Origin of the sequence: Polynucleobacter sp. AP-Melu-500A-A1 (assembly GCF_018882125.1) — a bacterium.
Taxonomy (GTDB): Bacteria; Pseudomonadota; Gammaproteobacteria; order Burkholderiales; family Burkholderiaceae; genus Polynucleobacter.
The window spans coordinates 137,048-162,161 of record NZ_JACVOZ010000004.1 but is presented as its reverse complement, the minus strand read 5'-3'; the positions used below and the strand labels follow the sequence as shown (position 1 = coordinate 162,161).

21 protein-coding genes are annotated in these 25,114 nt (G+C 43.4%); 2 read left to right on the top strand and 19 right to left on the bottom strand.

The window, feature by feature from the left end; genetic code table 11:
* Positions 1 to 24: 24 nt before the first annotated feature.
* From ICN38_RS10375 to ICN38_RS10355, 5 genes are all read right to left on the bottom strand, one after another.
* Positions 25 to 915 carry a DUF4434 domain-containing protein gene (locus ICN38_RS10375; RefSeq protein WP_216257020.1) on the bottom strand — a complete coding sequence of 297 codons (891 nt, stop codon included), beginning with the start codon at positions 913 to 915 and terminating at the stop codon, positions 25 to 27.
* Positions 915 to 3,479 (bottom strand): tetratricopeptide repeat protein, encoded by a 2,565-nt coding sequence (locus ICN38_RS10370; protein ID WP_255562824.1) that lies wholly within the window; start codon positions 3,477 to 3,479, stop codon positions 915 to 917. Before ICN38_RS10370 ends, ICN38_RS10375 begins: the two co-directional genes overlap by 1 nt.
* Complete coding sequence (locus ICN38_RS10365) at positions 3,479 to 5,689, bottom strand: glycosyl transferase family protein (RefSeq protein WP_216257018.1); 2,211 nt, start codon at positions 5,687 to 5,689, stop codon at positions 3,479 to 3,481. Before ICN38_RS10365 ends, ICN38_RS10370 begins: the two co-directional genes overlap by 1 nt.
* A 2-nt stretch (positions 5,690 to 5,691) precedes the next feature.
* Positions 5,692 to 6,792, bottom strand: a complete 1,101-nt coding sequence (gene wecB, locus ICN38_RS10360; protein WP_216257017.1) for a non-hydrolyzing UDP-N-acetylglucosamine 2-epimerase — start codon at positions 6,790 to 6,792, stop codon at positions 5,692 to 5,694.
* A gap of 179 nt (positions 6,793 to 6,971) precedes the next feature.
* The gene (locus ICN38_RS10355; protein WP_216257016.1) at positions 6,972 to 7,580 is read right to left on the bottom strand and encodes a glutathione S-transferase; all 609 of its coding nucleotides are present in this window, start codon (positions 7,578 to 7,580) and stop codon (positions 6,972 to 6,974) included.
* Between the two features lie 91 nt (positions 7,581 to 7,671).
* Here ICN38_RS10355 and ICN38_RS10350 point away from each other — a divergent pair, with 91 nt between their 5' ends.
* A complete protein-coding gene (locus tag ICN38_RS10350; RefSeq protein WP_216257015.1) occupies positions 7,672 to 8,769 on the top strand; it encodes an amidohydrolase family protein in 1,098 nt (365 codons plus the stop codon).
* Between the two features lie 27 nt (positions 8,770 to 8,796).
* Here the strand turns inward: ICN38_RS10350 and ICN38_RS10345 are convergent, their stop codons facing one another.
* The 7 genes from ICN38_RS10345 to ICN38_RS10315 form a co-directional block, all read right to left on the bottom strand.
* Entirely contained in the window at positions 8,797 to 9,783 is a 987-nt protein-coding gene (locus ICN38_RS10345; protein WP_216257014.1) for a tripartite tricarboxylate transporter substrate binding protein, read from the bottom strand.
* 1 nt (position 9,784) lies between these two features.
* Complete coding sequence (locus ICN38_RS10340; protein ID WP_216257013.1) at positions 9,785 to 10,780, bottom strand: tripartite tricarboxylate transporter substrate binding protein; 996 nt, start codon at positions 10,778 to 10,780, stop codon at positions 9,785 to 9,787.
* Positions 10,781 to 10,810: 30 nt separating this feature from the next.
* Positions 10,811 to 12,040 carry a CaiB/BaiF CoA-transferase family protein gene (locus tag ICN38_RS10335; protein ID WP_216257012.1) on the bottom strand — a complete coding sequence of 410 codons (1,230 nt, stop codon included), beginning with the start codon at positions 12,038 to 12,040 and terminating at the stop codon, positions 10,811 to 10,813.
* 11 nt (positions 12,041 to 12,051) lie between these two features.
* A complete protein-coding gene (locus ICN38_RS10330; RefSeq protein WP_216257011.1) occupies positions 12,052 to 12,930 on the bottom strand; it encodes an enoyl-CoA hydratase-related protein in 879 nt (292 codons plus the stop codon).
* Positions 12,931 to 13,076: 146 nt separating this feature from the next.
* Positions 13,077 to 13,805 (bottom strand): SDR family oxidoreductase, encoded by a 729-nt coding sequence (locus tag ICN38_RS10325; RefSeq protein ID WP_216257010.1) that lies wholly within the window; start codon positions 13,803 to 13,805, stop codon positions 13,077 to 13,079.
* A 44-nt stretch (positions 13,806 to 13,849) separates the two neighbouring features.
* Entirely contained in the window at positions 13,850 to 14,818 is a 969-nt protein-coding gene (locus ICN38_RS10320; protein WP_216257009.1) for a tripartite tricarboxylate transporter substrate binding protein, read from the bottom strand.
* A 63-nt stretch (positions 14,819 to 14,881) separates the two neighbouring features.
* A complete protein-coding gene (locus ICN38_RS10315) occupies positions 14,882 to 16,303 on the bottom strand; it encodes an amidase (RefSeq protein ID WP_216257008.1) in 1,422 nt (473 codons plus the stop codon).
* A 234-nt stretch (positions 16,304 to 16,537) separates the two neighbouring features.
* Here ICN38_RS10315 and ICN38_RS10310 point away from each other — a divergent pair, with 234 nt between their 5' ends.
* Entirely contained in the window at positions 16,538 to 17,428 is an 891-nt protein-coding gene (locus tag ICN38_RS10310; protein WP_216257007.1) for a TrmB family transcriptional regulator, read from the top strand.
* 6 nt (positions 17,429 to 17,434) lie between these two features.
* Here ICN38_RS10310 and tcuA read toward each other — a convergent pair whose 3' ends face one another.
* The 7 genes from tcuA to ICN38_RS10275 form a co-directional block, all read right to left on the bottom strand.
* Complete coding sequence (tcuA, locus tag ICN38_RS10305; RefSeq protein ID WP_216257006.1) at positions 17,435 to 18,931, bottom strand: FAD-dependent tricarballylate dehydrogenase TcuA; 1,497 nt, start codon at positions 18,929 to 18,931, stop codon at positions 17,435 to 17,437.
* A 14-nt stretch (positions 18,932 to 18,945) separates the two neighbouring features.
* A complete protein-coding gene (locus ICN38_RS10300; RefSeq protein WP_216257005.1) occupies positions 18,946 to 20,361 on the bottom strand; it encodes an MmgE/PrpD family protein in 1,416 nt (471 codons plus the stop codon).
* A 62-nt stretch (positions 20,362 to 20,423) separates the two neighbouring features.
* Complete coding sequence (locus ICN38_RS10295) at positions 20,424 to 21,215, bottom strand: phosphosulfolactate synthase (protein ID WP_216257004.1); 792 nt, start codon at positions 21,213 to 21,215, stop codon at positions 20,424 to 20,426.
* Between the two features lie 2 nt (positions 21,216 to 21,217).
* A complete protein-coding gene (locus tag ICN38_RS10290) occupies positions 21,218 to 22,423 on the bottom strand; it encodes a 2-methylaconitate cis-trans isomerase PrpF family protein (protein WP_255562819.1) in 1,206 nt (401 codons plus the stop codon).
* Positions 22,424 to 22,430: 7 nt separating this feature from the next.
* Positions 22,431 to 23,390, bottom strand: a complete 960-nt coding sequence (locus ICN38_RS10285) for a tripartite tricarboxylate transporter substrate binding protein (protein WP_216257003.1) — start codon at positions 23,388 to 23,390, stop codon at positions 22,431 to 22,433.
* Between the two features lie 146 nt (positions 23,391 to 23,536).
* The gene (locus ICN38_RS10280; protein ID WP_216257002.1) at positions 23,537 to 24,199 is read right to left on the bottom strand and encodes an RraA family protein; all 663 of its coding nucleotides are present in this window, start codon (positions 24,197 to 24,199) and stop codon (positions 23,537 to 23,539) included.
* A 126-nt stretch (positions 24,200 to 24,325) separates the two neighbouring features.
* Positions 24,326 to 25,102: an enoyl-CoA hydratase/isomerase family protein gene (locus tag ICN38_RS10275; protein WP_216257001.1), complete on the bottom strand. Its 777-nt coding sequence runs from the start codon at positions 25,100 to 25,102 to the stop codon at positions 24,326 to 24,328.
* Between the last annotated feature and the right edge of the window lie 12 nt (positions 25,103 to 25,114).

The following is a 25,114-nucleotide window of genomic DNA, read 5'->3' as shown; positions in this document are numbered from 1 at the left end:
CGAGTAGATGGCTCATATTTTGTATTACTTAGGGTTAGTTAAATCAATCAAATAATTAAGCGCAAAAAATACATTATCACCTTGACACGGACTCTTTTGATCTAATGCCTTGCTCATCTCAGGGGGGCTAAGCGGCTTTGCTGCAAAATTACTATCCACCTGTGTTTGCTTAAATAACTCAAAAATCAAACCAGAAATAGCGAAGCCGGCGCAGTTAGTAGTTGCGCCTATATATAAGTCCCGTTCTAGGGGCATTAACTTAGCTGTTCCACTCCCATTTTGAATCCAAAAATGTACCTTAGATTGAGACTCTATGCTTTCTAGCATTGCGGCATAGCGCTCAGGAGTCATATTGCCTGTAAAGAAACTAGAGATATAGACAGGCAATGGACTCAACGAATCTAAATCTATGACTTGACGCTCTAAGTACTTAATCAATTCCGCTCTTGCAGACAGCTCTCTCCATTGGCGATCATCGATCTCTAATGGAAGATACCAGGCAGAAATCGCGCCCTTTGGAAGCGCGTCTAACCAATGTTGCGCTAGATGTAAATTCGCCTCATTCATCTTCCTAAAATAGCTTCCCACAATTGAAGTGGGCTGCTTTAATCGCTCAAAGACCTCTGGATCGCTCGCTAGACCCACGATCAACTTTAGCTCCGCATGAGAAGCTTCAAGCATACGATCTCTTAACCATGCTTGGTTTTTGGATGATGAAAAAGTCTCTCCAAATCCAGTCCATTGAATAACGAGAGTATTAAATCCTTTTTTCTTCGCAAGAGCAAAAATAGTAGGCCAGTTTTCTACAGGAATAGCTAGATCAGATTCTCGAGGTTGAAAAATGATGCCTCTAATATCGCCAGCAGAAGCAATACTAGATAACGCACAAAATAAAATTGCCAGCAATATTCGCATTACCAACGTCCTCCCAAACTTAATAAGACCGCACTCTTGTCGTTCAGATAAGTTTTGAAGGCATACTGGTACTCTAACCCTATTAATATTTTGCTGGGGTATGCATTGTATTTACTTTGACCTTGCCAAATATTCCAACGAGCACCAATACCTACCCGTTCATCAACTCCGTTGGCCTGATTTAGGCTGGCCCATTGCACATGAACATAGGGTTCAACCGTCTGACCCTCTGCAATTTTACGGTGATAACTGACGCGATAATCTGATACTAAAGAGGTCACAGAGTTTGATAAATAGTGTGCAGCATCTAAATACAGATTTTGTGCTATCCACCCAGGACCAACAGGATGCCAATCATCACTATATTTACCTGAATTTAAAAATGAGGCGCTTGCTCTTAACATCATTGAAGTTTGGGTATATTGACCTCGATCTAAAGGCGTCTGCTCCTCAACAGCCAAATTCAGCACGTAATCAGACAAGGGTTTCCATCGTAAGCCTGCTGCAATCATTGGAGCGTAAATAGGAGCAGCTGAGTTATTCACCCCTCCTCCTGCAAAAATACGAGTGTATGCAGAAAGGGTCTTACCATTATCAATTGCCGGATTCCCCAATCGATAAGCAGCCTCTGCCTGTGAGTAGCTACGGTAATTACTCCCAGGTTGGCCAACGTTAGGGGCAGCCGTTACCTGGTTACCACTCATAGCATCCGCTGTAAATGACCAACGACGCTCTAAATCTTCATGCATTCTTCTCATGCCAAACTGCTGGTTTTCAATATCCGGCGTTCTTTCAGATGGGCTATAGCGATTAAAGCTATCAATTGCTTCTTCTGAATACTGAATGGCTTGCTTATTTTTACCAAGCTTCTGAGTGGTATAGGCCAACTGCTTCACGAGCTCTTCATCGTCAGGACGCGTTTTTAATGAAGCCTTTAAAAAGTTTTCTGCCCGTAAATATTGTTTCTGTTGGTAATAAGCATAGCCCAAGGAAGCCTGTGTAGCACTGTCATAGGGATTTAATACCAAAGCCTTATTTAAATACACAATTGCCTCGCTCACTTTTCCCTCAAGGAGCAAAAGAGAAGCAATTTGAGAATAGTAGGTAACCGATGGCTCAAGAGTGGCGGCTTTAATTAAATCCAATAATGCTGATTTAGGATCAGACTTTAGCTTAGTCTGTGCTTGTAACCACCAATAGCGACCACTCTTTACGCCGTTCTGTTTGTCATATACCTCTAGCCACTTATTTAATTCCTTAATATCTCCAAGCGTTTGTGCAGTAGTGGCGGCACTCAATGCGTCTTCTGGCGTGATCAAATTCATCGGAATTGAATTCCATGCCGTTAGAGCGCGTAAATAATTCTTAGCAGTAAATGCTTGATAGGCTACCGTCCTCTCCTTTTCAGGACCCGGTGCTAACTCTTCTGCACGCTCAAATGCAAGCACACCTAAACCAGGAACTTTATCTCCATAACAGTAACCCAGACGAGTCCAATCATCTGCTGTATAAAAGGCGGATTGATCAGCCAAAACATTTCTTATCCCAGAGCAATCCTTCAGAGCGGAAAGTAATTTCACCTGAAGTGAACGTAACTCAGGAGTAGGAAGCGGCTCACTCAACTTTGTGGGAATGCTAGCTAAGGCATCGCTGTGATTCCCCAACAATAGAAGTAGTCTACTGACTAATTCAATCTTTTCAGCTTCAGTAGCACCCTCGTACGGAAAGCCCTCTACAAGGAGCTCAATAGCTTGATGTTCGCCATTTTCGTTGAGCAATTGATAGCTTAAGTGATCCAAAAAAATAGGATCATGTCTAATGGCATTGGGAAGATGTCCTATATACGCATCAGCCTCAGATTGGCGGCCTGACATCAATAATTTCTGTAGAACCTTTTCAGCCTGATAAATCTTATTCGATTCAAACTCTGGCTGGTAACTTAAAAGTAATTCAGGCTGCTTAACGAAGTCCGTCAGCAAAAGATTAATCCAATTTCGCTCTTCAAAGGCATTCCCAAACTTCACCTTCTTTTCTTTTAAGTCTTCTAAAAATTGAGTCGGGTCTTCTTCTTGCAAAATCTTTAAGCGCTCCAGTTCTTCATTGACCAACTCTTGATTAACCACGTTTAACTTTTCTTGAGCAATGGCATTATTCTTGTTGAGCCTAAGCTCTTCCTTTAAAGAATTTGAGGCAGCGATATAGTCTTTTTCCAGTATCAAGGTATTTGAGAGTCTTATGAGTAGCTGCTGGTCTTTTGGGGTAAGGTGTAGTTGTTGCTCCAAGACCTCCACAGCACCCCGATAATCATCACTCTGAATATAGGCATTCGCAAGATATAAAGCTGTTGCAGGACTTTTAGGCGCTCTTTTTCGTGCCCACTGAAATTCTTCAATCGCTCTCTGCTTATCACCGCTATCTAAGGCACTTAAGCCCTTTTCAATATGGGGATAGATTAGGAACTTTTGATAGGAATTAACGCCGGGACCCAAATCTATCTGAGCAGCCTGCTCAGCAAAGACGCAGGAACTCAATACAAATAAGCTGATAAACCAGATCAATTTCATCAATGGGTACGCGCCATTGGAATACCAGATGAAATTAGCTGATTTATATCAGGTTGTATCTTTTGTTGAAGAGCGAGTGCTTTTTCTAAGGTCTCTTGGGTAATAATATTCTTATCAACCAAAAAGTCACCCAGGTATAAATTAGTGACTGAATGTTGTAATAGTAATGCGCGTAATGCAGCTTCATTAATATGCCCTAGCGAAACCAAAATTTCTGCTAGTAATACCTGCCTCGAGACATAGAAATTCCAAATAGCATCAACCTGCTTAGGTTTGATCTTTCCCTCTGTAAGCGCATCATCTAATACCTTCCGTGGATCAACGGATTTATTTCGGGCATACCATTTTCTCAGGCCAATAGTGACCTGCCCTTTTGGCACAATCACATACAGTATTTGATGATGTACTTTTCTACTGATGGCAGCTAATGAAATCGGATCTAATGCTGACTCACTTGCTACCACCAAACAACTATCCTCAAACCGAATAGGCAAAATTGCATAATGCAATGCAATGGAAGGGCGAATACTTTGGATTAAATCTTCATTGATTGAGTAAGGGTCAATAGATTCTGATGAGACACCTGCCTGGATTGCAAGTGCATCAGCCAATTCTTCTGTGTTCAAAATACCCTCGTGTACTAATGCACTGCCAATCCTCATTCCAGATTGCTTATGCAATAAAACCAAATCCAATTGTTTTTGTGTAATGATTTCGCGATCTATTAGGATCTGCCCAAGCTTTTTTCGCTCTGCATTTTCAAGTCCAATAGTTGGAAAGTCATGGGTAGTTTTATCCCAGGCGATACGTCGCACATCACTATGTTCGATGACCTGCTTCACTGCTTTCCAATTGGCCATAAAGTTAATGTAATTCCCCCAAAACAAGCGAGGAACAGAAAGCAAACCCTCTAATAAACCGTAATAGGATGAGACGAAAAAGATTCGTTGTGCAATACGGTTCATCATCAAGAAAAAATTGAGCCATAAGAACCCCATCAACCATTCGCTCGATTCAAAAATGGATAGGAAATGATAAGCATCAGGCCATAGGTTTTGATAAAGCCAGAGTAATACCAATTGAAAAAGGATGATGGTCGCAATAAAACTAATAAAGTTCGTAATCGCCCCTTTGCGATCTCTCCAAAGAAAATAATTCAGAATAGGATTGGGAGTCCAACGATGGGTTTTATAACCCTGAAATACAATCCCAGTAATCCAGCGAGACTTTTGGCGAATGGCTGTTGCTAAGGTATCTGGAAAATACTCACGCACACAAATCACATTCGAATCCCGAATACTTTGCCCTGTTAGTAGTTTTTTTCTAGCCGCCTCAGAGTCATCCAAGATAACTGGAAAGCGAACAAAAATTTCCTTAAGGCCTTTTTCCTTCAGGCGAAAGCCAATGTCATAGTCCTCAGTTAAGCTCTGTGCATCAAATGCAATACCATCACCATCTTCCAATAGAGCAAGAACCGCTTTACGACTAAAGCAGGTTCCTACTCCAGCGCTTGGAACTTGACCCGCTAGCGCTTCTCTCACCACAACATCCTTGCCATGTAATTCTGCAAACTCATCTAAGTAGTGCATACAGGTAAAGTTTTGCCAGCTTCTTTCAAAGGGGTATACCGGAATTTGAATGAGATCATTCTTAGGGAGCAAGTAATTAAACAGACGTAACTCCAATGGAGACACAACATCTTCGGAGTCATGTAATATAAATCCAGAAAATTCCAAACTGGCTTGTATCTCAAACTGTAAGATGGCATCCAGGATATTATTTAAGCAGTCTGCCTTACTAGTAGGCCCAGGCCTTGCGCAAACTACCTTGTGGACATTAGGAAATACCGCGCATACCTTATCCACATCTAATTGTGTTTCAGGATCGTTTGGGTAGGTGCCAACGAAGATATGGTAATTCTCATAATCAAGCGTGATCGCTGCTAACTCGGCCATCTTCCCAATCACGCCAGTCTCTTGCCAAGCAGGGACCATAATTGCTAGTGGTTTCTCTGGAACTGAAAACAATGCTGAATACAGCATGTGGGGATGTTTGCGATAAACCGTCAGCGAACGTACTAAGCGCCTAGCCCAATAAACCACATCAATCACCAAATCATCAAGACTACTTATAGAAATAATGATGGCAACGGTAATGGCTACATACTTCAGTACAAAAAGATAGCTTGCAACAATATCGATCCAATACATAACTACTGACTGAGGTGACTCTTGAGAACATTGCTAATACGCTCACTTGCACAGCCATCACCAAAGGGGTTAACAATCGGTTTCATTGATTCATATAGAGATGGGTCATTCCATAATGCATTCACTTCATGAATCACGGCAGCTCCACTGGTACCGATAATCTTGGCGCATCCCGCTTGAACTGCCTCAGGCCTTTCGGTCTCTCGACGAAGTACTAATACAGGAACATGAAAAGTTGGCGCCTCCTCTTGGATTCCTCCAGAGTCAGTCAAGATTAACCATGCATCTGCAATGGCCTGCTGCATCTCCAAGTAGCCCAGGGGATCAGTTAAGGTGACATTCGGTAAAGCACCTAAGATAGGGTCTACTGATTTTTTAACGACCGGATTAAGGTGGACTGGAAACAGTACATTGAGATCGGGATGCTCCCTGGCTAAGCTAGCAATAGCAGAGCATGCCTCTTCAATATCACTACCCCAATTCTCACGCCGATGCATGGTGACTAGGATATTTCTGCCAGAAGTCTCTTCCTTATGAATATCGTATTTCTGAATTACCCATTTCTGAGCGTCCACTACCGTATTGCCTGTAATGAAAATATTTTTCTCTGGAATAGCTTCTTTAATTAAGGCAATTCTTCCGCCCTCAGTAGGCGGAAAATGAAATTGCGTAATACGAGACAACATTTGTCGTAGGCCTTCTTCTGGGAATGGCCTAGTTAAGTCATAGGTTCGAAGTCCTGCTTCAACGTGGGCTACGGGAATGCGCTGATAAAAAGCGGATAAGCCTCCCAAAAATGCGCTTTCAGTATCCCCCTGAACAATAACAGTGCTCCATTTGGTAACTTCCATAACCACATCTAGTTGCTGCCTACAGCCAATGCTAAATTCTGAAAGTGAGCTTCCCGCTCTTCTTAAAATAATGTCAGGAGTGATATCAAAGCAAGCCAGAATTTGATCAGCCATCTCTTGATGTTGACCAGTATGTAACCATTTCACTTCGCACCAATCTTGGGTGCGCAAAAAATGGTAAACGGGGGCCAATTTGATAATTTCGGGACGCGTCCCACAGACAATCAGAATTTTCCATTGAATCAATGACATAGCAACCTAAAAGAGATATTTATCAATAAAAATCTCTAAAAGAACATCCAAAAAATAAGCCTAAGGGATTGAATTAATGTCACTATTGTAATGATAACTAGCTCTAGGGACAGATTATATCGATATAATAGCCCTTTTTTGGTGCATGAATATTAGTCACAGCACCTACATCTACTTACTTACTCTTTCCAAGTTGGATGCTTTTGCATCACCGAATTAAATAAGTCTGATTCAAGAAATTGATTTAACCATCGCTTCATTGATGGATATGGCAATTGCTCAAACCTTTGTTGATTCACCATAGAGAACTGTCTGATAAATGGAAAGATGGCAACATCCACCCAAGTCATCTTGTTTCCTAATAAATATTGACTCGACTGCAATGCAGTTTCCATGGGCTTGAGCATTAAATCTTCTATGGCACTCAAAATATTTTCTTGGATGAGTTCGGGATAACGATTGGGATACTTGTATTGATCAAGTAATTTTTTAAATGGGTCATCATTTTTATCAATCCAAATCTGGCCTATGCTCTCATCGATATCCCCCCACTTGTCCGGATCCGATTGCGCTATTGCCCAATGCATGATGTCTAAACTCTGATCAATCACTTTTCCATCAACACACAAGACAGGAACTGTTCCCTTGGGCGATGCCAGTAGCATTGATTGCGGCTTATTTTTTAACTCAATCTCTCGGTGCTCAAGCTCAATTCCAGAATATTGCAGTGCCATACGCGCCCGCATTGCATAGGGGCATCGACGGTAGGAATACAAAATAGGTAGCATGATTTCGCTATTAGATCACCACTCTTAGGGTATCCCCAAATCTATTAAAAATCGTGTAATGTAGAGATTCGAACTTCATTTGGAGCCGCATATGAATCAACGTAGATCGTTCCTAAAAACATCGGGTAAAGCACTTGGTGGATTATTTTTTTGCGGATGCGGCTTAGCCCATTCGGCAGACCTCAAGGATGGCAAACCCAAGCGCATGACCCCTATTTTCATTAATGGTAAACGTATCAAAACCATTGATGTTCATGCGCACTGTATGTTTCAGGATGCGATCGATTTAATGGGAGAGGATGCTAAGTCAGTTCCACCGCCCACCAAGGGAGTGCCAGAACACTTTATTAAAATTGATGAACGTATTAAAGCCATGGAAGCCCAAGGCATTGATATGCAAGTGCTCAGTATTAATCCCTTCTGGTATCGCAAAGATAAAGATACGGCCGCAGAGATCTGCCGCCTCAATAATATTCACCTTGCCGAGCTCTGCGCAATGCGGCCTGATAAGTTTGCAGCCTTTGCCTCGCTCACAATGCAAGATCCTGCCTTAGCAGTAGAGCAACTAGATAACGCTGTTAGAAACTTAGGTCTGCGTGGAGCTGCTATTGGCGGCAGTGTCTCAGGACAAGATTTTTCAGACCCTAAATATCACCCCGTGCTTGCAAAAGCCCAAGAACTCAATGTCACCTTATTCATTCATCCACAAAGTACTCCTCAGCTAGCACAGCGCTTCAAAGGAAATGGCTGGATGTCTAATGTGATCGGTAATCCACTAGATACTACGATCGCATTACAGCACCTTATCTATGAGGGTGTTCTCGATAAATATCCTAAATTAAAAATATTAGCTGCCCATGGCGGGGGATTCCTAGGTTCGTATGCACCGCGCATGGACCATAGCTGTTTTGTGTCACCGCAGAACTGTGATCCTAATATTGTGCTCAAGAAAAAACCTACAGAATATTTGAATCAGTTGTACTTCGATTCGCTAGTATTTACACCGGAGGCACTGCGACATCTCGTGGCACAGGTTGGCGCAAGCCAAATTGTGATTGGAACCGATCATCCCATCCCTTGGGAAGAGTATCCAGTAGAGCATGTGATGGCTACGCCAGGCTTAAGCAATGCTGACCGCGTTGCAATCCTGGGTGGCAACGCTGCCAAGTTACTCAATCTGAAGGCTTAATAACATTACGACTAGAGTAAGCGCTGCTTACTCTAGTTGAATATTGTTGTCCTTGATGACCTTAGCCCATTTAACAGACTCTTGATTCAGAAATACGCCAAACTGAGCGGGTGAGCTGGCAACCACTTCATTGCCCTGCTCAGCCATACGCGCCTGAACAGCCGGACTTTTTAGAGCTTGCGCAAATGCATTATTGATCTTGTCGATAATTGGCGCTGGTGTACCTGCTGGAACTAATACCCCAACCCAAGAACTCACATCAAAATTGCTTAAACCCTGCTCGCTTGCTGTTGGAACTTGCGGTAAAGCGGGAGTGCGTTTTTTTCCAAGCACTGCTAAGGCCTTTAAATTGCCACCCTTAATTTGAGGCACTGTAATTACTGCGCCCAAAATCGTAATATCAGTCTCACCACTAATCGTTGCAGTCATTGCTGGACCACCCCCCTTGTAAGGAACATGGGTCATATCAATACCGAGATTGGTTTTGAGTAACTCGGCAGCTAGATGACCTGAACTGCCCGCACCACCGCTTGAGAAATTAATACCATTTGTCTTCGTTTTAGATAAATCCGTTAACTCACGCAAATTGTTGGCAGGTAACTTATTACCGGCAACTACTACCAAAGGAATCTTCACGAGTTCAGTCACTGGTGCAAGATCTTTAAACGAATCAAAGGGTAAATTTTTATAGACGTGGGGGTTTACAGCAAAAGTGTCATACACCATCAGGATGGTGTAACCATCTGGGGGTGACTTAGCAACAAAGTTCGAGCCAATCGTGCCACCAGCACCAGGCTTGCTTTCAATCACAATGGTTTGACCCAAAATTTCTTGAAGGGCTGGAGCAAGCATACGGGCCATCGTATCTACAGCGCCACCAACAGCCAGAGGATTAATTATCCGTATGGGTTTATTGGGATAGGAGCTCACTTCCTTGCTTTGCGCGTTTGCTAAACCCATTGCGCAAACCAAAATCAGTGGCGCACCTATTACTTTTTGAAATATACGGTTCATATTAGTCTGCCTTTATATTGCCATCTTTGACGATCTTGCTTAAACGTTGCATTTCTTTTTGGAAGTAAATATTGCTCTCTGCTGGATCTGCTATGGTCATCACTTCGCCTCCATCACTCGCCACTTTTTCTTTAAAGGCGCTAGATGCCACCACTTGCTCTAATGCTTTATCGAGCTTATTAAGGATAGGTGCAGGCACACCCGTTGGAGCCCATACCGCATACACGATAGACATTTCATATCCCTTGAGATTACCTGCCTCTTCAATAGTAGGAACATTTGGCAAAAGTTTGGCACGAGCAGGTCCTGTTGTTCCCAAGGCAATGAGCTTGCCGGATTTGACGTGAGGTAAAGCCACACCAAATGCAGAAAAACTCATTGGGGTTTGGCCACTTAAGGTATCGGTAATCGCTGGGGCGCCACCTTTATAGGGAATGTGCGTCATTTTGATACCAGCTTGATTGGTAAAGAGCGCACCTGCTAAATGACTAGCACTACCATTGCCAAATGTTGCATAAGCCAATGCGTCTGGCTCCTTCTTAGCCAAAGCAATGAGCTCAGCAATATTTTTCGCTGGCAAGTTCGGATTGGCTACTAAGAGCATGGGGACTGACGCCACCACCGCTAAAGGAATAATGTCCTTCTCAGTGGAATAAGGAGTCTTGCCATACATCGTTGGATTAATCGCATGCGATGTGACCGATTGAAACATCAAGGTATAGCCATCTGGTGCCGCTTTAGCTACTGCATCCGCTCCAATCATGCCATTCGCACCACCGCGGTTTTCTACCACGACCTGTTGTCCCAAAATTGTGCTGAGCTGATTCGCCACTGTGCGCCCGAGCGTATCCGCAAAACCACCCACTGGCCAAGTAATAATCAGTTTAATGGGTCTATTAGGATAGTTATCCGCTTGAGCCCACGCTGTTGCTTGAAAGATTCCAAGCAAAGCAAGAACAAGCAAGGATTTACATCTTTTGTTTAAGACATTTTGCATATTGACCCCTCCATCCCTTTGAAAAGGAATTTATTGAATAACTTTTTTATTTTTTAAATCACTTAATTCTGCATCACTTAAACCTAAATATTGCTTCAAGATTACATCAGTATGTTCGCCGAGCAAAGGGGGTGCCTGCTTCTTTGCATTATGAGAACCATGCATCTTTAATGGGGAAGCTAAGGATCGGAACTTTCCAGCCTTGGAATGATCCATCTCCAGAACCATTTCTTTTGCAGCAGTCTGCTCTGAGGCTAGTGCCTGACTCACTGTATTAACCCTACCAATGGGAATGCCATTTGATCGGCACAATTCAATGAGCTCATTACTGGCAAAGGTAATCAGTTTTTTTGCTAACAAGTCATCAATCAGTGCGCGATGATGGATTCGGGCTGAATTGGTTTTTAGTCGCTCATCATCCGCCCACTCAGGCTGACCTAAAATCTTAGAGAGCTGAGCAAATTGCTTATCGTTACCTACTGCGAGCGCAACCATGCCATCAGCACAATGGTATGTTGTGTAAGGAACAATGGTTGGGTGTCCATTACCATAGCGCCCAGAATCCTTTCCAGTGGCAAGATGACTATTACCTACGTTAGCCAACAAAGCAATGGAGGTATCAAATAAGGAGACTTCAACTGCCTGACCTTTACCAGTTCTATAGCGCGCCAGTAAGGCAGCTTGAATGGCATTGGCAGCCATCATGCCAGTAGCTAAATCCACAATTGCTACACCATACTTTGTAGGGTCACCATCTACCGGTCCAGCAATACTCATCAATCCAGACTCTGCTTGCAAAATAAAGTCGTAGCCCGGTAAACCTGATTGGGAGCCGGCACTGCCATATCCAGTAATTGAGCAACGCACTAAGGCAGGAGCATTTTTCTCAAACCAAGCAGAATCAAATCCCCATTTATCTAAGGTGCCGCTTTTAAAGTTCTCAATCAGCACATCAAACTGGGGAATAAGCTGCGCAAGCAATTGCTTTCCATCAGCACTAGAGAAATCTATTGCAATACCTTGCTTATTACGATTGCAGCCCAAGAAATAGGCAGACTCACCCTCCAAAAATGGAGGGCCCCAGCCGCGCGTGTCATCACCCCCTGCTGGCGATTCCACTTTAATTACATCTGCGCCAAGATCACCTAGTAGTTGCCCACACCATGGACCAGCCAAGACGCGACTGAGATCAAGTACTTTTAATCCCGCTAGCGCGCCTTCGCTTTGTGTCGAAGCACTAGATTGAGCACTTGGGTTCAAGATGCTGACCTTTAGTCCCGCATATCAGGCGGTGCGTTCAAATTCTTTCTAAATCCATCCATGTAATCTTCGAGGGCAGCTTTGTTCTTCATTCTAAATTGTTGGAAGTCTGGTTTACGACCTTCGAGGAAGGCATTCATACCCTCAAGACTTTCTTCTGAACCCCAAACATAAGCCAGTAATTCCATACCATGCTGCCATGAAGCATACAGTTGATCTGATTCAAAGTTCAAGCTCTTCTTAGTCATACGAATCGTTTGCGAACTATTACTCTTAATACTTTCGCACCAAGCCAATGTTTCAGCTAGCAAATCTGCCTCTGGTACGCACTTATTAATGAGGCCAATTCTTTCAGCATCTTTTGCATCAAAGCGTTTTGCCAAGAAAATCATTTCGCGGGCGATACGTTCGCCAACAATGCGTGGCAGATATTGGGTCGCACCTACTGTTGGGCAAGCACCTACTTTTGCACCAGTTTGACCAAAGACTGATTTTTCTGAGCCAATGACCAAGTCACACCATAGTGCCAGCTCATGACCACCACCAACACACCAACCATTAACCATCGCAATTGCAGGAATTGGAACACCCCGAATAGCCATTGCTAAACCCAACATCCGATCATTCCACATCGATCCATTGGTAAAGGTGAGGCGCTTCATCGCATAAAAGTCACCACCGGCTGAAAAGGCCTTATCGCCTGCCCCGGTAAAAACGATACAGGCAATAGAAGGATCTTCTCTGGTCAACTTAACCGCATCAATCATCTCATCTAAGGTTTGCTCTCTAAAAGCATTTAACACTCTTGGGCGATTAATGGTGATCCATGCTACCTGATCTTTAACTTCAAAAAGAATATCCTTGTAAGGCTTTTCTGGCTTGATGCTCATCATGTCTCCGTTGTATTTTTAAATAAATCTTTTATCAATAAATATCAAGAAATTGATTCTTCTGTGTAAATAATACCCAAAAAAAATTAGCCTAGGGTTTATTTAAATGTACGGATAAGTTGGTGTCAGGAGAACTGCAGATTTACTTAACTGGCGTTACTCAAACCCACCGTCATACCGCCACAAACATAGAGTGTTTGCCCCGTAACAAAGCCTGCACGATCATCCATGAGATAAGCGGCAGCATGCGCAATATCTTCTGGCTGCCCCATTCTTTTTACCGGAATGCTCTCGATAATCTTGATAGTTTTTGGCGCTCCAGGAGGATTGCCTGAAGTAAATAGCTCAGTTGCGATTGGGCCTGGGCCTATGGCATTTACGGTGATACCAAATTGCGCTAACTCCAGCGCCCAAGTTCTGGTCATTCCAATAATGCCCGCCTTGGTAGCGGCATAAGATGTCCGCTCCTCCTTACCAAGCGCTGCACGGCTAGCAATATTGACGATTCTTCCAAAATTGGCTTTACGCATATGCGGCAGTAAACACTGCGCTACTAGCATTGGCGCTTTTAGATTAAGAGCGTAAACAGCATCAAAGTCTTTCTCGGTCACATCCTCGAGCGCACCGGGTTTTATCATGCCCGCGTTATTGACCAGCCGAACTACCTCGATACGACTAGTAATCTCTTGGATCAGCTGGCCAAGGGCTTTGCTATCGGTAACATCAATACAATGAAATTCTTCACCATCTAATAAGCTAGATGGCGCCGACTTATCTAGATTAATCACGCGATAACCATCATGCGTCAAGCGCGTTGCAATGGCTCTACCTATGCCACGGCCAGCACCAGTAATCAATACATTTTTCTTGTTCACGGAAACGATACTTTAAATCATTTATTCTATTAAATAGTGACGTACTAATCGACTGTCGCGCCTGAAGTTTTCACAACCTTTTCCCATTTTTGGGTGTCGTTAGAAATCAGCTTGCCAAAATCTTCAGGAGTGCCAGGAATTGGAGTTCCGCCGAGTTCAGATAAACGTTTCTGAATTTTTGGATCGGCGAGTAATTGATTAACCGCCACATTCAGTTTTTCCACAATCTCACGCGGCGTCCCTTTAGGGGCACTCACCCCAAACCAAGCACTTGCTTCAAATCCAGGAACTGTCTCGGCAACTGTTGGGACGCCTGGCAATGATGCTTCACGCGTTGACGTTGTGACTGCCAAAGCACGAATACGGCCATCCTTAATAAAGCCAGATGACGATGGCAAGTTATCGAACATGACTTGTACTTGTCCTGCAATTAAGTCATTTAAGGCAGGTCCCGCTCCTTTATAAGGGATATGGGCCATCTTGCAACCCGTCATGATCTTAAATAATTCACCAGACAAATGTATAGAAGATCCACTACCCGATGAAGCCATATTCACCTTAGTTGGATTGGCTTTGCAGTAGGCAATAAACTCATCAACGTTCTTCACTGGCAAAGCAGCAGTTACCACCATCACATTGGGAGTCCGTACTACGCCAGCAACCGGAACAGTATCGTTAATAAAATTAAAGGACAGCCCTTTATACAAAGAGGCATTAATAGCATTGGCTGGATTGGTCATATTGAGGGTATAGCCATCTGGCGCTGAACGAATCACGTATTCAGTACCGATATTGTTTCCACCGCCTGGCTTATTTTCAACGAGTACGGTTTGCCCTAACTTTTCAGATAAACCTTGCGCAATGATGCGCGCCAAGATATCGGTAGTGCCACCTGGCGACCAAGCAACGATTAATTTAATCGGCTTCTCGGGATAAGGCGCCGCTGTAGCAGTACCAGCAACAATTAGGGTGGTACTCAAGAAGGCCAAAAAGACACGGGAGAATCTCAACATTTTTTAATACTCCTTTGCATTACTAAAGTTTGTTGCATTCAGAAATGAATTTAAACCTGTGTACTACGCACTACACATTGGCGGACGTCTTTGAGCAAAATGGGTTTTTTGTTCAAAGGCATAAGCTAACTGCAAAATTCCAAAATCATCACGATGCCGTCCGACGATCTGTATACCTACCGGTAAGTTATCGCTTGTGAAGCCTGCCGGTACTGAGATTGCCGGGTTACCCATGGCACTAATGTGATAAGCAGACTTCTGCCAATCAATATAGGTATCCATTTTTACCCCATTAATTTGCGTGGGATATTCTTGATCAATGGAGAATGGGGCAACTTGAGAAACTGGAAGCACCAGGAAGTCATATTTTTTGAAGAACTCCCGCATGCGGTGATAGAGCTCAGTGCGCTTGGCTTCGGCACGGACTAATTGTGGGCCTGTAATCGATAAACCTTGCTCAGCGTTCCAGATCACCGTCGCTTTAATATTGGCGCGATGGTCTTTTAGTAAAGGGGTAATACTTAACTCAGTTCTCCATGCACGCCAAAGCATAAAAATTTCGTCTGCTTCAGAAATATTTGGTTCATCATTAATCACCTCACAACCTAGATCCTGAAAAACGGCTCGAGTAGATTCAACCACCTTGGCTACTTCTGGCTCGACTGGCAATCCACCTAAGTTAGCACTAAAGGCTATCTTGCAGCCCTTAAAAGATCGAGACAAGGGATTCAAAAACATCTCCCCTGGTGCCTCTAAAGAAATGGGAGAGCGATCATCGGGACCCGCCATCGCAGCCATTGCTAAAGCAAGATCTTGAACCGTACGCGCCATAGGGCCCGGAACACTAAAAGGATACCAAGCTAAAGAATCGGGCCATGATGGCACTCTTCCTGCCGAAGGCCTGATACCAACGAGGTTACAAAAGCTAGCGGGGTTGCGCAATGAACCACCCAAATCAGTACCATCTGCAATCGCAATCATGCCGCTCGCTAAAGCAACGGCACCTCCACCCGAAGAGCCACCGCAGGTTTTGCTCAGATCATATGGATTGGGGGTTGATCCAAATACTGCATTAAATGTTTGACTACCAGCACCAAATTCAGGGGTATTGGTTTTACCTAAACTGATCGCACCCGCTTGTTTGAGGCGCTCAACAGGCAATGAGTCAACTTCTGGCACAAAGTCTTTAAAGGCTAAGGAGCCAAAAGTCGTTCGAACGCCTTTGGTTAAAAATAAATCCTTATGCGCTACAGGTAAGCCATGTAATACACCCAAAGGTTCATTGCTGGCAGTTTTTTTATCCGCTAGCACAGCTTCAGCCATAGCTGACTCTGCCGTTAAGGTAACAATCGCATTCAGGACAGGATTAAAACGCTCGATTTGATCGAGATGCGCGCGAATCAGTTGTACTGCAGAAATTTTCTGAGTACGAATTAACTCAGCTTGTTCAGTTGCTGATAGAAAGCATAAATCGTCGTTTTGCATTTTTAATCTGTCTCAATTTTTATTATTTTTTACTATTATTTTTTTATAGTATAGGCGACTAATTTGCCGATGGTATTGGTGCAATACAACATATTTCCCGATCCATTTGACCTCTGAATAACTTCTAGTAAAGACAAAATATGAGGGTTTAACCTATTACTGGATCCGGCAGAAGTTAGCTGTTCTTTTATCAAAGTGATTACCGAGTTTAGGCTTCCGTTATAAAATCACCTGATGCATTTATCAACAAAAACCGTTACTAAATTTTCAAAAGAGCTACAAGAGCTAGGCTTTACCGACTATGAGGCAAAGATATATATCTCTCTACTTCAAAACTCGCCTGTAACTGCTTATGAGATCAGTAAAAATAATGCGCTTCCAAGGCCAAACGTCTATAGCGCCTTAGATAGCCTAGAAAAGAAACAAGCCGTCCAAAGGGTTAGTCTAGAGCCGGTCCGCTTTGTTCCAGTAAGTCCATCCACTCTCTTTAGCAGAATTTCTAAGGCAGTGCAGGACCGCTGCTCAGCCCTTGAGATGGGACTTGAAAAATTACAGCCTGAAGAGAAAATCCATTACGTTTGGAATATTGATGGGCCTGATGAGGCCCGCTTGAAGATAAGTCAATTAATCCTAGCTGCGAAATCTCACATTTGGATCAAGGCACACTTTGAAGAGCTACTTCCGCATCTTGATGAGCTAAAACTTGCTTCCAAAAGAGGGGTTTCATTACTGTTTATTTTATTTGGAGATGCCAATCAAATAAAAGAGTTCAATTTCTCAAAAAATTGCAGCGTATTTGCTCATGAAGGCGATGGCACAGTTGTTGGACTAGGAAGACATCTCATCACACTCTCGATTGATTTTAAAGAAGCGTTGATTGTCAATATGAAAGAGCATACTGGCGCGTTTACACAAAGCGAACCCATTGTGAATCTAGCAGATAGCCTCATTCGTCATGAAATTTATTTAGCGGAGATTTTTAAACACTTTAGCCACCTGCTAGAAGAGAAGTTTCACCCAGGACTTTTTGAATTGCGAAAAAACTATCTGCCAAAAGATCAAGTCATTGATCTTAAGCAACGCATTCAGAAAACGAAGCCAGCAGTAAAGACCAAAACTAAGTAAGCAAGCTTAATTCTGGGTTACAGCAAGTCCAGCAGAATCCCCTGCTAGCTTGCCAAATACGGCTCCTGAAGTCAGTCCTGTACCTCCAGGGTAGTTGTAATAAAACAATCCGCCCACCATTTCTCCTGCAGCATATAAGCCTGGAATGGGTTTGCCAGCCTCATTTTCGACTTGGCCATGATTATTAATCTTCACACCGCCAAATGTAAAAGTCACTCCACAAGTTACCCCATAAGCTTCATAGGGTGGAGTATCGAGCGTATTTGCCCAATTGGATTTCGGTATGGATAAGCCCTTAGTACCACGGCCATCTTTGACTGCTAGATTCAAGGGCACATCGGTCATCACTGATTGATTGAATTCTTTAACAGTCTCAATAAAAGCCTTGGGATCAACACCCTCTAACTTTTCTGCCAACTCTTCAATAGTATTCGCTTGAACTTTAGTAACCTGACGAATCCTATATTCGTCACGAAGTTTGGGACTGATTTTTGCATCGAAAACCTGCCAAGCAAACATGTTCGGCTGTTCTAGTACGACTTTCCCATATTTTGCATACGTATAGTTACGAATATCAGCGCCTTCATCTACAAAGCGTTCGCCCCGTGCATTAATCATGATCCCATGTGGGTAGCTGTGTTTTTGGTAACTATCTCCAACAACAAGATCCCCAAACGGAGGAGCATTCATATCCCAGGATACAGAGTGACAACCAGACCATTGGCCATATGGCATCGCGCCGGCCTTCAGTGCCATGTTAATACCGCCACCAGTATTAAAGCGGGTACCTCTAACTTTTGCTAAATCCCAGTTAGGGCCTAAATATCTTGCTCGCATCTCTGCGTTACTCTCAAATCCACCGGAAGCGAGAATCACAGCCTTACAGTGAATATCTACCTTTTTATTACCAATACGAACCTTTACGCCAATAATGCCATCATCACCTTCTAATAAATCAATGACAGGTGTTTCATAAAATATCTGTATGCCGTCTCTGATTGCGGCCTTATGTTCCAGTTCTACTAAACCCTCTCCTCCACCCCATGTTTCGCAAGCTAATCCACCGAAAAATTTAAACTTTCCATCGATCTTGTGAGCTTGCCTACCAAAACTTGCTTGAAACTTGACACCTTTCTTACGCATCCAAATTAAAGTTTCCAAACTCTTAGTAATGAGAATTTCAGCTAAATCTGGGTCTGTCTTATATTCAGTTAAGCGTCCCATATCATCATAAAACTGCTCTATGGTGTAAGAGCCGAAATCTGCGCTAGCAATCTCTTCATCCGTTAAATCAGGAATGATTTGCTTTAAATCCTCTGGGCCATTAAAAACCACGCGCATTGCTCCAGCCGTATAACGACTATTGCCACCCGCCTCCTCTAAGGGAGCAGATTCAAGCATGATGACTGAAGCACCATGCTCACGCGCTGCCAATGCTGCGCATGCAGCAGCATTTCCAGCACCAACCACAATCACATCCGGACTACCGAATTGACTTTCCATCTTTCCAGCCTCGATCAAGCTTCTGCCAATACAGGGATCTCATCTTGCGCTTTGAGGCTAGCGATGATCTCTTTTACTGAAGCTTGGTTTTCTAGATTCATGAGTTTCTCTGAAAGAGCAGGGCCTAAATTTCCAGCACCCTTCACCATTTTTACTAAGCCAGTAAATTTGTCAGACAATTCTTGATCAGTGAGGGGGTTAGCAGGCTCTCCTTTTGGTTCAGGCTGCTCACGACGCAAGACTCTTCCATCTTTCAGGGTTAACTCAACCGCAGCCTGTCTACCAGTAACACCATAGGCAGGCTCACAGATTAAGGTAGTTTGTGTAGAGGAGGCATCATGAATTGTTTGATTCTTAAATCCATCCCAATACTCACGCAATCCATTACGCCCAATCTCTAGAGCTAATGCAACGCTAAATTGTGTACTGCCCATAGCTGCATTTAAATTCGGTGGCTTAGGTTTCGAAGCCTGGCGAATAGAAAGCTCACACATATTGACCCTGATAGAGTCAACATCCCCAAGACGCACATTGTCTTCATGGAAAAATTGTTGCGCCAAGTCAATGGGACCATGGGCATACCGACAGGCAGCATGTGGCTTAAAGCCTACTTCCATAATGGCAAAATTTTGACCAAGTCCATCAAATATGTCGCTGACACGAATTTCATCACAGTACGCATTGAAGAATCCCTCGCGACCCTCAAGCGCCTTCTTAGGCCCTGTAAAACCACGACTTACCATGATTGCTGCCATAGTGCCGTTCAATGCTGACTTCCCTGGACTAAACGGTTTAGCCATGCATGGATCATCTAAATAGGATTGAATGCCAGCTGACTGCATCGCTGCTAAACCAATCGCAGATGCAATTCCATTCACATCACAACCCAAGAGCTTTGCACCAGCCGCTGCTACACCGATAGCGGAAACGGTTCCCGTAGTGTGAAAGCCGCGCTGCCTATGCCCAGGATTGATTGCTTTAGCAATCCGAATAGCAACCTCATATCCAGCAATGAGTGCAGTGACTACTTCTTTGCCGCTCTTATTATTGGCTTCAGCTAATGCCATGAGAGAGGGAACCATCACTGATCCTGCTTTGATCAAGCCTGAGCCGTGAGCATCATCTAGTTCGACACCATGACCCATCATGGCATTACACATAGCGGCCATTGGTGCAGGGACTTTAAAGCCATAACCCACTACTGTGCTTTCTGGTTTACCGCCCCACTCTTTTACCATCTCAATGACCTTGCGAGCTGGCTCACTAATAGCAGACGCAGCAATCTGATTTCCTAAACCATCTCGAATAATAAATTTAGCCTTCTTAGTCACCTCATCAGGGATGGCCTCATATTTCAAAGCATGAACTAGCTCAGCAAACTTTAAGGTTAAACCTTCTAATGCTGCAGCTGTATCGGTATTCATTGTCATCACGCGCCCCTAGCAATCAAATTAAGTTGTTGTAACTACTACTACTATATATCAAACCCGACTTAGATACCAAATTGCTTAAAAATGGAGTAGTCCACCGCTCGACCAATACCCTGTCGATAACCCTCAAGACGCAAGGCCTGCCCAGGAGCAATATTGGCTAAGTTCACTTGAGTACCAAAATCCTGAAATAGACTCAAATGATTCTGAGGAAATCTAAAAGGATCCGCTTCGACAAATATCTCTTTGAACCATTCTTTTTTGGCGAGCTCTTTTAATACATTAGGATTCTTCTTGGCAGTCATTGTGATTTCCGACTCCTCAAGAATGATATGTTCAATACCTTGATCTAATACCGCTGTTATTAAAGACTCCAACTCATCTAAGCTGATTTCAGTTTCAGGATTCTTGCGACCAAATTCATAAATAACGGATATGCCCGCTTTTTTACACTGATCAAAATACCGATTACGTTCATCTGCACTTAAGGAGACATAGTTTTCAGATAGCTCCATTGCTTCAAACCCTAACTCTACTAAGAACTTCAACATTCCTGCTACATCACCTTTGCAGTGTGCGTACTCAAATAAAATCCCACCGGAATAACAAACTACGTCAGCATTGTTGTAGAGGGTAACGATTCTTTTTAACGATTGTGGTGGGATGATTAAACTATTAAGTGCATAAATTTTTGCAAAATCAATATAACTTCCTGCGCAAGCTAATAAATCTGCAACTCCATTCTCACCAGTCCATCCCATGTTATCGGGACCATAATCGATGATGGAGGTGCGACCCGTTTTACGGGGCTTGCTTTGTACTGGCAAACTCAATGAACTTGGTACTGTGGTCATGATTATTTTTTCATTTCTTGTAAAAGATTCTCGATTTTGCTGTTGCGTACATAGACAAATCCATCCATGAGTAAACGGCAGGTACGCTCTATTTGCGCGCTTTGGATCGTTAAATTACCCTTAATCAATGTGGATTTAGCGGCAACTCTTAATACCCCGCTTGGGTGACCAAGTCTTACAACTGCCTTATCACCTCCTACTAATTGCTGCAGAAGAGAGCCCGGAACTGCACTGGCCACAGCAGCACACGCAGCACCAGTAACTGCTAATGCTTTATGCGGTTTTTGCATGCTGAGTTGTCGAACACAAACATCAGCGTCATCTTTTAAAACCATCTTCCCTTGCACTGTCTCATAATCCGCTATCGGCGCAATCATCATGACCCGGGGAACGTTAGGAGACTTGGCTAAGGCTTCTTCAGGCTTACTCACTATTCCCAGTTGAACCGCTGCCCAACCCCTTACCTGCTCTAATGTTGCCATGAGTGAAGCGTTACTTCGCATTTCCTCTGGTGTCTCATAGCCTGTAGCACCAATATCATTGGCTCGTACAAAAACAAAAGGAGTGGCAGCATCAATCAATGACAAAGGAATTTCTTGATTGTTTATAAAGACCTGGTCTATTGAATGCCCTGTAGGTAGTAATTTTCCTGAAACAGCCCCACTACAATCACCAAAATCCAAGCGTATAGTAGCCCCGGTTCCCGGTACACCAGCAATAGAGCAATCACCATCCCAAACAGGCATTCCATCATGAGTAGGTATAGAGGCAATCACGACTTGTTGGGTGTTTGTTGTGAAAATACGCACTGTAGTAAGTGGCTCAACTGCCTTCACCAAGCCGCGTAAGATGGCAAATGCGCCCACCCCTGAGAGCATATTGCCGCAATTGCCACCAGTAGAAACTGCAGCATCTTCAATACCGACCTGACAAAAAGTATATTCAACATCAGCATCATCACGCTGGGATAGATTAACGATTGCCGCTTTGCTCGTCAAAGGATCTGCCCCACCAACACCATCCACCTGTCGTGTATCGGGAGATCCATAACTTGCTAAAAGAATGGCATCTCTCATCGCTTTATCAGCGGGGAGATCTGAGCCAAGGAAATAAAGACCCTTGCTGGAGCCGCCCCGCATCAATGTGGCTCTTATTGGGGTGAGCTCTACGGAATTGACTGTTGTTACATCTAAAAGTGAATGCGCCATATCAATTCTATTGAGTCATCTTGGCATCGAGTACAACCGCCTTTAAGCGTTCACGCTCTTTTTGCAAATATTCAGCAAAACTCGCTCTTGAGCCTCCAACAACAATAGTTCCAGCATTATTAAAAACACTCTTTACCTCGGGTGACTGCAAGGCCTTTTGATTGGCTTGACTCATCTTCTCTAAAATAGCAACAGGAGTACCTGCAGGTGCCATCATCCCAACAAAATGAGTGATAAAAATACTGGGATAACCCAATTCTTTAGTGGTTGGAACATCTGGCAGACTTGAAGAACGCTGATCGTAAGTCACTGCTAACGCCTTTACCATGCCCGCCTTAATCTTCGGAGTGACCACTTGAGTAGACTCAGCAGCCAGTTGAACTTGATTACCCACTAATGCAGTAACTGTATCAATACCACTCTTGTATGGAATAGGCTCAACTTCAATATCAGAGGCTATCTTAAAAAGTGCTGAAACAAAGTGAGGTGTCGTCCCCACCCCTGCTGTAGCGAATACAACACGATTATCTTTACTGGCTTTTACGTTAGCAATAAATTCTTTTAAATTGGCAGCTGGATTATTGTTATTAGCAATAATGACAGAAGGGGCTATTGTTAGCAGAGTAATCGGAACCAATTCCTCATCCTTATGCTGCTGATCATTCCGAATCAGGGTAGTTGTCACTAACCCGTTGCTGCTTACCAAGAAGGTATATCCATCAGGCTTACTTTTAGCGACGTAAGTGGCCCCTACCATACCACCTGCGCCAGGTTTGTTTTCAATAATGACGGTTTGTTGCAAAATTTTGGAAAGCTCTTTACCAACAGTCCTGCCTACAATATCAATATTGCCACCGGGAGCAAAAGGAACAACAATAGTGATTTGTTTGGCAGGCCACGCTTGGGCATAAACGCCATTTGCACTGATTACACATGCAATTAAAAATAATCTACTGAGAAGCGTCATGCAGCGTACCTTTTCCCTAAATAAAGAGGCCACTAAAATTTAGTAGTAGCTAGTTTTACTCCTAAATATACACTTGTCAACACAATGCCATATTTTAAGGTTACTAAGCTAATACCCTTTTAACCTACAACAATGATGTAGATACTTTAGCAACCCTTTTGCTTAAGAACGCCATCAATCCATGAGTCGTTGTAACTGCCATCTCTAATAGACTTTAAGGTAGCAGTTTCTTGAGCTAGCTTTTTTTCACCCAGCTGCGCAACTTCTAAGGCCAAACTAGGATGGAAAGCCACGATCCCATCAGAGTCACCTAGGACAATATCTCCAGGATTAATAATGAGACCGCCAATGGACACAGGAATATTCAGTGCTCCGGGACCTTCTTTATATGGTCCCCTTAAATTAATGCCTCTCGCCCAGCATGGAAACTGAGCGTTTTCAAAAGCATTCACATCACGAATAGCGCCATCAATGACCGCTGCAACTGCACCCTTAGCTTTAGCAACGCTCATCATAATTTCACCAAAAAGAGCACGAGTAAGATCTCCCTCACCATCAACTACCAGTACATCTCCAGGTTGCAGCATTCGAAGGGCAAGATGAATTAGTAAGTTGTCGCCGGAACGAACCTTCACTGTGACTGCATTTCCGCAAGCAGTAACTGGAGACTTATTTACTGGCAATAATCCATTTGTACCAATCATGCGGCCAGTAGCGTCACACAAAATAGAGGTGGGAAATTGTGCTAAAGCTTTTATTCCCTCTAAGGATGGTGGTACGCGATCGTTAATCTCAAATCCATTAGACATATTCATTCCTTTAATAAGTAAATCATCATAAAGCGCTTTTGCTAAAGATAGCACTCAATAAAATAGTCGGATACAAGTAAGTGAATAGAAAAACTCGTTAAAGAAAAGAGTGAGTTGGTGCAAAACTTATTTACCCTTAAAAATTGCTCGTCTTTTTTCAAAATGTGCGAGCAAGCCCTCGCTATAGTCTTCTGTAGATTCGAGCGGCCTACGCATCATCTGGTCAACTTTTACCGCTTCGTCAAAAGGAGTGTCTGCACCATCATTGATTGATTTTTTAATGGCCGCCAAGCCTAATGGGCTGGTTGTTTCTATTCCACTAACAAATTCTTTGGCCTTGTCCATTAATTTCTCTTTGGGAACAAGTGCATTAAGAATACCTAAATCTAATGCTTCAATTCCATCAATTCGTCTTGCAGTAAAGAATAACTCCTTAGCTTTGGCTTGCCCAATAATTCTCGGCAACATTACCGCTCCACCGCCCCCTGGATAGGCTCCCAAGGTCATCTCTGGCCAGCCAAATTTTGATTCAGGCGTTGCAATTCTTAAATCACAATATAGTGCTAGCTCAAATCCACCACCTAGACACCAGCCATTAATAGCCGCGATTACAGGTAGCGAAGAGTTTCTAATTGCCTCATTAAGATGAAATAACGATCTGCTTTGCTCCCATTTCTGGTCAGCACTTAAATGTCGCCGCTCTTTTAAATCAGTTCCAGCACAAAATGCTCTATCGCCTGCGCCGGTAATGATAATGGCACGTATTTTTTTATTTTCGCCAGCTGCTAATACAGCAGATAAAAGAGATTTTGCAAGATCACTCGACATAGCATTCATCGACTCAGGACGATTCATCTCTAATACTAGCGAGCTACCGTCAATAGCGCTTAACAAAACAGTCATGTTGAAACTTTC